Annotated in this window: 8 protein-coding genes; 4 read left to right on the forward strand and 4 right to left on the reverse strand. The window is 70.9% G+C overall.

Annotated features, from left to right (window positions below):
- The 3 genes from aztC to aztB form a co-directional block, all read right to left on the reverse strand.
- A partial coding sequence (aztC, locus tag FGF04_RS32875) for a zinc ABC transporter substrate-binding protein AztC (protein WP_149515052.1) occupies positions 1-925 on the reverse strand: 925 nt, incomplete at its 3' end.
- Complete coding sequence (locus tag FGF04_RS32880) at positions 922-2,163, reverse strand: hypothetical protein (RefSeq protein WP_149515043.1); 1,242 nt, start codon at positions 2,161-2,163, stop codon at positions 922-924. The genes aztC and FGF04_RS32880, both read right to left, overlap by 4 nt.
- 21 nt (positions 2,164-2,184) lie before the next feature.
- Positions 2,185-3,039 carry a zinc ABC transporter permease AztB gene (gene aztB / locus FGF04_RS32885; RefSeq protein ID WP_149515044.1) on the reverse strand — a complete coding sequence of 285 codons (855 nt, stop codon included), beginning with the start codon at positions 3,037-3,039 and terminating at the stop codon, positions 2,185-2,187.
- A gap of 15 nt (positions 3,040-3,054) precedes the next feature.
- On the opposite strand from aztB, the gene aztA reads away from it, so the two are divergent.
- Both aztA and FGF04_RS32895 read left to right on the forward strand, forming a co-directional pair.
- Positions 3,055-3,798, forward strand: a complete 744-nt coding sequence (aztA, locus tag FGF04_RS32890) for a zinc ABC transporter ATP-binding protein AztA (protein ID WP_149515045.1) — start codon at positions 3,055-3,057, stop codon at positions 3,796-3,798.
- 548 nt (positions 3,799-4,346) lie between these two features.
- Complete coding sequence (locus FGF04_RS32895) at positions 4,347-4,946, forward strand: hypothetical protein (RefSeq protein WP_149515046.1); 600 nt, start codon at positions 4,347-4,349, stop codon at positions 4,944-4,946.
- A 118-nt stretch (positions 4,947-5,064) separates the two neighbouring features.
- On the opposite strand, the gene FGF04_RS32900 is transcribed toward FGF04_RS32895, so the two are convergent.
- A complete protein-coding gene (locus FGF04_RS32900; RefSeq protein ID WP_149515047.1) occupies positions 5,065-6,228 on the reverse strand; it encodes a hypothetical protein in 1,164 nt (387 codons plus the stop codon).
- 223 nt (positions 6,229-6,451) lie between these two features.
- Here FGF04_RS32900 and FGF04_RS32905 point away from each other — a divergent pair, with 223 nt between their 5' ends.
- Positions 6,452-6,688, forward strand: coding sequence for a hypothetical protein (locus tag FGF04_RS32905; RefSeq protein WP_149515048.1), 237 nt, complete (start codon positions 6,452-6,454; stop codon positions 6,686-6,688).
- A gap of 397 nt (positions 6,689-7,085) precedes the next feature.
- A partial coding sequence (locus tag FGF04_RS32910; RefSeq protein WP_235882619.1) for a serine/threonine-protein kinase occupies positions 7,086-7,988 on the forward strand: 903 nt, incomplete at its 3' end.

Genomic DNA, 7,988 nt, shown 5'->3' on the forward strand with positions numbered 1-7,988 from the left:
GCAGATAGGTGTCGGCGCCCCCGCCCTTCGCGGTCAGCGACTCCGAGTACAGCTCGACGACGTCCACCCGGCCGCCCAGCTCCGTGCGCAGCACCTCCGCGAGCCGGGTGGGCTGGGAGGAGTCGGCGAACACGGTGCGCACACCGGCCTCCTCCATCGCCTCGGTGAGCGAGTGCAGGTCGGAGGAGCTGGGCGAGGCCAGCGTGGTGCCGCTGGGGACGACCGCTCCGATCACCCGGAACCCGAAGCGATCGGCGAGGTAGCCGAAGACGTGATGGTTGGTCACCAGGGCGCGCCTGTCGCGCGGGACGCGGTCGAAGGACTTCTCCATCCAGGTGGTCAGCTCGCCGAGCCGCTTGCCGTAGCGCTCGGCGTTGGCGCGTATCGCGCGCTCGTCCACACCGTCGACGTGCTCGGCCACCTCGTCGGCCAGCAGGCCGACGACCTTGCGCATCCGGTCGGGATCGGTCCAGAAGTGCGGGTCGGGCTGTCCCCTCCCGTCCGCGGGACCGCCGTCGTCGGGCGCGTGGAAGGTGAGCGGGTCGGCCGCCTCCCCGGCGGCGAAGGCGGCGACGCCGGACCCGCGGGCGGCCTCCACGTGCCGCAGGACGTTCTCCTCCAGTCCCAGCCCGTTGTGGACGACCAGGTCGGCCCGCTCCAACTGCGCGGCCTGCACCGCCGACAGGCCGAAGGAGTGGGGGTCGGCATCGGGCTTCATCAGGACGGTGACGTCGGCCTCGGCGCCGACGACCTCCCGGGTGACGTCGCCGAGGATGTTGGTCGTGACGACGATGCTCGGCCGGTCCTCGCCGGTGGTGCAGGCGGCGGCCGCGGCGGCCGTGACGAGGGCGAGCAGGCCCACGATCAGACTGCGCAGGCGTGCCACGCCCACCCGTACGCGCCGCTTCGCCGTGCTCCGGCTCATCGGCCGGTCTCCGCCATGAGGACCGGCTCGATGTCCAGGCCGAAGGTACGCGCGACGCGCAGGCTGTCGTTGTAGTCGATCTCGAACACCTTCTTGCCCAGGGGGTCGTTGACGTAGGCGCGGCTGCGATCGACCTCGATCACGGGAACGGGACCGCCGCCGTCGGTACCGGCTCGCCTCTTTCCGGTCAGGAGCGTCTTCGTGCGCGTCGTCCGCTTGCCGGTGGCGACGTCGTAGCCGTGCAGTGCGCCGTCCGTCTCCAGGACCAGCAGCGGGGAGCCCTCCCCGGCGGTGCCGGCCGCGACGACGGGACCGGTCTCCACCCGGGTCCAGGCCCGCTCGGTGACGTCCAGGATCCATACGGCGTCGTCACCCGCCGGCGCGGTGAGGGTGTCGCTGCCGGGGCGCTGCCGGAAGTCGGTGGCCCGTTCACGCGCCCGCACGTCCTGGCCGTAGGGGATCTCCTCGGCGGTGAAGCCACCGTCCTGCGCACGGACGAGCAGAGCTCCGTCGGCGCAGCCCAGCACCGCCCCGCGCCGGGTGACGGCGTCCCCGCGCGGCTCCTCGCACTCCACGTCGGGGACCGCGACCCGCCTGCCCGCGCGGTCGAGCACGACGAGCTTCGTCGTGCCCCCCTCGTCGGCGAAGGCCAGCAGGTGCTCCTCGTACGGCAGGACGGCGCCGGAGTAAGTGCCCGTCAGCGTCCGGGACTTGGCTATCTCGCCCTTCTCCAGCGCGCTCCGGTCATACAGGACGCCCCGTCCGTCCTCGCCGGTCACCGCGGTCACGACCGCATCGCTGCGCACCTGCGCCCGYCCACCGGCGGGCAGCTCACCGACGTCGCGCACCGCCGCGCTGTAGTAGTGGACGTGGTCGCCGTGGTCCACCATCCAGGCACCGCTGTCGAGCACATGCGTGCCGCCGGAGGTGTGCAGGTAGCCGAACCGGCCGTCCGTGCCCAGCCGGACGGCGCCCTCGACGCGGGCACTCTCGTGCACCTTGCCGCTGACGAGGTCGAGGACGCGGCTGTCCCCGCTGCCGGGGTCGTTGAGGAGCAGACGGGACTGCTGTTCGGCGGCCTCCCGGGCCCCCTCGACGTATCCGTGGGGAGTGACGGACGGCGAACCGCTCCCGTTCCGTGGGGTGTTGTCCTCCTCGGCCGAGCAACTCGTGGTGAGCAGCGCGGCCGTCACCAGTGCGGCCGAAGCCCATGGAGTGACGTTTCTGCGGACGGTCATGACGATCGCCTCAGGCTTCTTTCAGTTGACTTCGGGTACGGGAACGGACGCCGGGCGCGCAGGGCGGTGCCGCAGTCCGGACAGCACGTGGGAGAGGAAGAACAGGCACACCGCGAGGGCCGAGACGGTCGCGCCGGCCGCGGTGCCCAGATGCCAGGAGAGCAGCAGGCCGCCGAACGTCGCCGCGCTCCCGAGGAGCGCGGCGAGCACCATGACCCCGCGGATGCTGCGTGCCCACGGCAGGGCCGCCGCCGGGGGAGCGATGAGCAGGCCGAGGACCAGCAGCGTTCCGACGATGTGGAACGAGGCGACGATCGCCAGACCGAGCAGGCCCAGCAGCACGGCGTGGGCCAGGCGCGGCCGCAGTCCCAGGGTCCTCGCCTTGCGCTCGTCGAACGCCAGGGCCACGAAGGCGCGATGGCCGAGGACCGACACCGCCAGCGCCGCGCACAGCGCCGTCGCGAGCAGGAGGAGGTCCTGCTGCCGGACGGCGAGGACGTCGCCGAAGAGGAAGCCGGTCAGATCCACCGCGAAGGACTGCGAACGCGACACGATGATCACGCCGAGCGAGAGCATGCCGACGAAGAGCAGCCCGATGCCGGTGTCCTGCGACAGCCTCGGCGTACGTCCCAGCGCGGTGACGCCCGCCGTCATGACGACGGCGCTGACCACCGCGCCCACCATGAGGTTCGAGCCGAACAGCGCGGCCAGCGCGACCCCCGGCAGCAGGCCGTGGGACATGGCGTCCCCGAGGAAGGCCATCCCCCTCAGGACGACCCAGGTGCCGGCGAGCGCGCAGATCGCGGACACCAGGATTCCGCCCCACAGGGCTCGCTGCACGAAGGTGACCTCGAACGGGGCCGTCAACCATTCCATGCCGAGGACACTACAATGAAAATCATGTTCAAAACTACGAGCCCCGGTCCCGCCCCGCTGCCGGAGCGGGACCCGCACGTCCGCTTCACCGATCTGTGCGCCGGCTATGCGGGACGTCCTGTCCTCCACCAACTCAGCGCCGACATACCGAGGTTGGCCACGACGGCGCTCGTCGGGCCCAACGGCAGCGGCAAGTCGACCCTGCTCGGAGTCCTCGCCGGTGTGATCCATCCGACATCCGGCGACCTCCGTCACGCGGGGGAGCGGCCGCCCGCGTTCGTGCCGCAGCGTGCCGCCGTCGCCGACGCCCTGCCTCTGACCGTCCGGCAGACCGTCGAGATGGGACGCTGGGGTGAGCGCGGACCGTGGCGCCGGCTCACCCGGCGCGACCACGCCACCGTGGACGCCGCGCTCGACCGGCTCGGCATCGGCGGCCTCGCCCGACGTCAGCTGGGTGAACTCTCCGGAGGGCAGCGTCAACGCGCGCTCATCGCACAGGGATTGGCGCAGGAGTCGGACCTGCTGCTCCTCGATGAACCCACCACCGGTCTGGATCCGGAGGCGAGGGCGCGGATCGCGGAACTGCTGACGGCGCTCATCGCCGACGGCGTGACGGTCGTCCAGGCCACCCACGACCTGGAGGCCGCACGCGCGGCGGGCACCTGCCTCCTGCTTCAGGACGGGCACCTCGTCGGCCAAGGGCCGCCCGAACAGGTCCTGACGACGTCGGCGCTGGCGCGGCTCTGGCAGTCGCTCTGACGGCGTCGGTACCGGCTCGGCTCAGGCACTGGCAGCCGCTCTGACAGCATCGGCTCCGGCCGTCGCTCTGAATCGCCGGGGGACCGGCCGCGGCGGTACCGCGTGTCACCTCGCGCCCCGACGCTGCCGTCATTTCCCAGCGCACTCAACAAAGGCCGCACTTTACCGGGGCATCAATCGGCAGTTGACGGGATGCCGTCCGGTAGCGGACGAAGCGGGTCTGTTTTCCGGCCTCGCGGAGTCGTTGACAGTGCCGTCCGGCGCGACGACGATTGGGCGAGCAAAACGACGACTTCGACAGCGCGAGCAGGGCGAGAGACATCGAACGGCGAACGGACGACGATCCGTTCCTCAGCCCATTGCCTTTTGGCCGCTGTCGTGGTCCGAGCAGCGGACACCGGGTGCGGAGGCCTTACTTCCACCGCCCCGCCGATCACACGACGTGCGATCAGGTCCATGGCCTGCCGCACCCTTCGGGTCATCAGCGAGACGATCGGATCGAATTCATGTCCACCTCGGCACGTGCCTATCCCAGGTCGCAATGCTGGATGTCGTACGAGATCAAGGACGCGACGCGCCAATCCATTTCGGAGGTGCAGTCGTGGTACACCAGTGAGAAGCCCGCAGTGCCCCGCTCCTTGTGGTACGTGGGGAAGCAGGAGCCCGCGAACAGCTTGCGCGCAGGTGAGCGGCTGCACGACCACGACGCCGAGCTCAAGGCGGTGAACGCGCTCGCGAACGCCATAGTGAAGGCATGGCCGGCCGCGAACACCAACGACGCGGCCACCTGGAAGGGCATCGCGAGCGGCTTCACGGGCCAGGTCCGACTCGGATGCTCGCAAGGACCGTGCCACTCGTGCCGGTGGGTCATCAGGCAGATCTCCAGCGACATGCCCAATGTCACCTTCTACGTCACCTACGCGGCCAAGGACGTCAATCGTCCGGTGACGCAGAAGGAAGGGACGGAAGTGTCCCTCTACGGGGAGTACGGCTACAAGATGGCCAAGATCGGTGAACTGAAAACCGTCTGGGGCGTCACGGTGCAGAACGGAACGGAGAACGGGTACATCGTTCCGGCGGAGGGTTATCCGAAGGATCCGCCCGGTGGGGAACCGGTCGCGAATTTCGACGAAAGCAGCATCGGATGAACCCGTGATCTGCCGCCGACCGGTGGAAAGGCCGGTCGGCGGAGAGGCCGAACGGACCGGAGGGACCGATCGAACCGGATAGGCCGAACGGACCGGGAATTGAACCGGACCGTGTGTGTCACGTGTCCTGTCTGTGCGGGTCCCGGAAAAGGCCCAGTCCCTTTTTGAGGGCGTTCAGCGGGGAGCCGCCGGTCCTGGCCGTCTCCGGTGCCGACGGCCGGAGCGGTGCCGCACCGTCGGTGAACTCGGCCAGCGCGGCCTGCGCCGCTTCGGCCGCCTCCTGGTAGAGGTCGCGGGACTTCGTCATGGCGTCGAGCGCTTCGGCGTACCTGGCGACCATGCTCCGGGCGTGCGCCAGTTCCTCGTCCGGGGTCAGCAGGTGCCAGCCCTGGCGCAACTGGACCAGGGCCCGCTCGGCGCCTTCCGGCAACGGCTGCGGCAGCCCGGCGAACTCCTCGATGAGGGAGAGGAGTTCCGTCGGCTCGGAGCCGTCCAGGAAGACGCTGTGCACGGTGTAGTGGTCCGCGTCGTAGTCCGGGTGACGGCGGGGCTGCGTGGGCAGGACGACGGCGCCTCCGCGCGGCATCCGCACGTCCAGTTCCCGTTTCGTCGCGAAGTCGATGATCTGTGCCTGCGCCGGTGTGGCCCGGTGCTCGATCACCCGGTGCCGCAGACTCGGCGGCAGGAACACGGAGACCGGCTGCTGCCCCTTCACGTCGGGCGTCATGGCCTCGTGCACCACAATGTGGATGTACCAGGTGTCGCGGGTGTGCTCCCGCAGGCTCCGCCGCATCTCGTTCTGGTCCTGCGGAAGGTAGTTGGCCGCTCGCAGCCGCACTCCGGGGACGACGTCGTGGTCCCAGGCGACCTGGTCGCTGTCGGGCCAGAACATGGTCGCGGGCGAGGGCCAGCGGTGGTCCCACGCCCGTTCCGCCTCGGCGGCGAGGACCCACACGACGCCCTCGCCGTCCCCACGGCGGACCTCGTGCTCGTACGTGGTCAACTGCGCGCGCACCATGACGCCGTCGGCCACGCGCCAGCGGGCCTCGAAGAGCCGGCGGGCGGACGGGCCGGGACCGGCCGACTCCTCCCGCGGATGCAGGACGGTGGAGCGGGCCGCCTCCACGGGGTCGAGGTCCAGGAAGTCGTCGAGGACCCCGGCTGCCTTGAGGGCGATCAGGTTGCGCCGGACGTCCTGCTCGGGGTCGGACCCGAGATGGCGCCCGCGCGCCAGCCACACGGTGCTGGGGACGGTCGTCGAAGAGCTGCTGTTCTTGGTCATGGAACCGTTCTGTGGAAGATCAAGGCCTGACCAGTATGGTCCTTACCGCCGCACGCGTCCCACTCCACCCCTGGGCGCGGCGCGGCGGAAAGCAGGGCGACCACGAGGGACCACGGGCCGTCGTCCCCGCGCCGTCTGCCCGTTTCGTCCGGGAGCAAACCGGGCGGCCGACCGCTCCGAACACCTTGCGACCGAACGATCCATCGGCAGCAGGGAGTCAGCCATGCAGCGAAGCACCACCACCACCACCGGGCCCGGGCGCAGGCGTGCCAGGAGGCTCGCCGTCGCCGTCGCCGCCGCAGGAGTCCTCGCGGGCGGCGGGATCGCCGCGGCGGGTCCCGCCGGCGCCGACACCTTCTGCGGTGAGACGGGTGACGGCGGCTACGGATGTGTGATCGACCAGGGCGACGGCACGTTCAAGATGGTCAACAGCAACGGGGACATCGTCTACAACTGGTGACGGCACACGCCTGATCCGCCGGCGGGCGGACCGCGACCGTCTCGTACGGGGGGGGTCCGCCCGCCGGCGCTGTCGGTGCCACCGGCGGACTCCTCTCCTCCCGGACGAGGAGCCCGCGTCTCGCCGTACGGGGCAGGTGTCGGGACGGCGAAGACGCATGGGTGCGCGGCGGATCTTCGGGGGAGGGGGCCGACCGGTACCGCGCGATCACCGGGCGCGAGGGGGTCGGTAGGCTGATCTTACTGGGGACCCCTGTCTGTGCTGCTGCGTGAAGTGACGTGCCTATGCGGTTCGACCTGCCTGCGCAGTCGTCGTGACGGCCATTCGAAGTGAGGATGATTCGCAGGTGCTGGTGGCTGAGCGGTATCGGTTGGGTGCGTCCTTGGGCCGCGGTGGGATGGGCGAGGTCTGGCGGGCCACCGACGAGGTGCTCGGCCGGTCCGTGGCCGTCAAACTGCTGCTGGGCGACGAGTCGGACTCCGCGGCGGCCGCCCGGTTCCGGCTGGAGGCGCAGACGGCCGCCCGGCTGAGCCACCCGCATGTGGTGGCCGTGTTCGACTTCGGCTCCTGGGACAACCGCTTCTACCTGGTCATGGAGCTGGTCGAGGGGCAGAGCCTGGCCCAGGAACTGACCGAGGCGGGCACCCTGACGCCCGAGCGGGTCGCGCAGATCGCCGCACAGGCTGCGGCCGGTCTCGCCGCCGCACACCGGCAGGGCATCGTGCACCGGGACATCAAGCCCGGCAACCTGATGTCGGACACCGCGGGCACGGTGAAGATCGGCGACTTCGGCATCGCCCGCTTCGTGGACGACCCGGCCTCCGCGCTCACCACGGCCGGGCAGATCGTCGGCACCAGCCTCTACCTCGCCCCCGAGCGCGCGCTCGGCAACCCGGCGAGCGCCGCCTCCGACGTGTACTCGCTGGGCTGCGTGCTGTACCAGCTGCTGACCGGCGAACCGCCCTTCCGGGCCGAGTCCGCCACGATCACCCTGCACCACCACATCGACAAGGCCCCGGTGCCGCCGCGGGAGAAGGGCGTCCGGCTTCCGCACGCCTTCGAGAACTACCTCCTCGACCTGCTCGCCAAGCAGCCCGAGGACCGGCCCACGGCGCAGCAGGTCGCGGACTGGTTCGACAGCGGGGCCTGGCGCGGGCACGCGGAGCCGCTGCCCGCCCCGGTCGCGTACGACGGTCCGTACGGGACCGGAGCGGGCGCGCCGCACGCCGCCGCGGAGGACGGACCCGCGACGACCTACCGTCTGCCGCAGGCCGGCGACCGCACCCCGCAGTCCGGGTAC

The organism is Streptomyces apricus, assembly GCF_008369065.1.
Classification (GTDB): Bacteria; Actinomycetota; Actinomycetes; order Streptomycetales; family Streptomycetaceae; genus Streptomyces; species Streptomyces apricus.

What these genes read in the sequence shown, in the direction of transcription:
- aztB (WP_149515044.1), bottom strand. Translation starts at nt 3,039, where the DNA reads ATGGAATGGTTGACGGCCCCGTTCGAGGTCACCTTCGTGCAGCGAGCC.
- aztA (WP_149515045.1), top strand. Translation starts at nt 3,055, where the DNA reads ATGAAAATCATGTTCAAAACTACGAGCCCCGGTCCCGCCCCGCTGCCG.
- FGF04_RS32895 (WP_149515046.1), top strand. Translation starts at nt 4,347, where the DNA reads ATGTCGTACGAGATCAAGGACGCGACGCGCCAATCCATTTCGGAGGTG.
- FGF04_RS32900 (WP_149515047.1), bottom strand. Translation starts at nt 6,228, where the DNA reads ATGACCAAGAACAGCAGCTCTTCGACGACCGTCCCCAGCACCGTGTGG.
- FGF04_RS32905 (WP_149515048.1), top strand. Translation starts at nt 6,452, where the DNA reads ATGCAGCGAAGCACCACCACCACCACCGGGCCCGGGCGCAGGCGTGCC.